Here is a 926-nt window from a genome sequence, read left to right on the forward strand (position 1 = left end):
GCCTACAGCTGGGATGCCGGCACCCACACGCTGACGGCGACCACCACCAGCGGCGACCGCATCGGCACGGCGCTGTTCACCGTGCATGTGACGGACCCGGCGACCGGCGCCTATACTGTGGCTCTGCTCGACAACGTGCTGCAGGCGCAGGGCCCGAACGACGAGAACAATGCGAGCGTCGATCTCGGCTATGTCATCACCGATGCCGACGGCTCGACGGCGCCTGGCACGCTGACCATCACCTTCAACGACGACGCACCGACGGCTTCGGCCGAGGGCTCGCAGAACGTTGCCGAAGGCGCGACGCTGACCGGCACGCTGGACTTCGTCGCCGGTGCCGACGGCGCCACGGTGACCCATATCGACGGCACGCTGCTGGTTTTCGGCCAGGACGGCTACTCGCAGGCGATCGACATCGGCGACGGCTCCATCAAGGTCAAGGCCGATGGCAGCTATTCCTTCACCGCCGACAGCCCGGTCATCGGCACGGGCGCGGCCTCGGCAACCTACACGGTGACCGACAGCGACGGCGATACGGCAACGGCCGGCATCAGCTTTGCCGTCACCGACGCCAACACGCCGACGAGCGGCACGGCCGCGGCCTCGGTCGACGATGACGGGCTTGCCGGCGGCAATGCGGCGAGCACAACGGGCGACATTGCGGTGCCGAACACCGATGGCGACAACAACGAAGCGACCTTCTCGGGCACGCTCGGCGGCAGCGTCGGCGGCGACGGCGCCGGCGCCAACGGCTTCTCCTTCGCGGCGCTCAACGGCACGACCGGCACGGTCGGCCAGGAGAACGTTGCCTACAGCTGGGATGCCGGCACCCACACGCTGACGGCGACCACCACCAGCGGCGACCGCATCGGCACGGCGCTGTTCACCGTGCATGTGACGGACCCGGCGACCGGCGCCTATACTGT

At 68.9% G+C, this 926-nt stretch carries 1 protein-coding gene; it reads left to right on the forward strand.

From position 1 onward, the window contains the following. Positions 1 to 926, forward strand: a 926-nt coding sequence (locus tag EOA33_RS39580) for a hypothetical protein (RefSeq protein WP_210212658.1), incomplete at both ends; no start/stop codon positions are given.

The organism is Mesorhizobium sp. M4A.F.Ca.ET.050.02.1.1 (genome assembly GCF_003997725.1).
GTDB lineage: Bacteria > Pseudomonadota > Alphaproteobacteria > Rhizobiales > Rhizobiaceae > Mesorhizobium.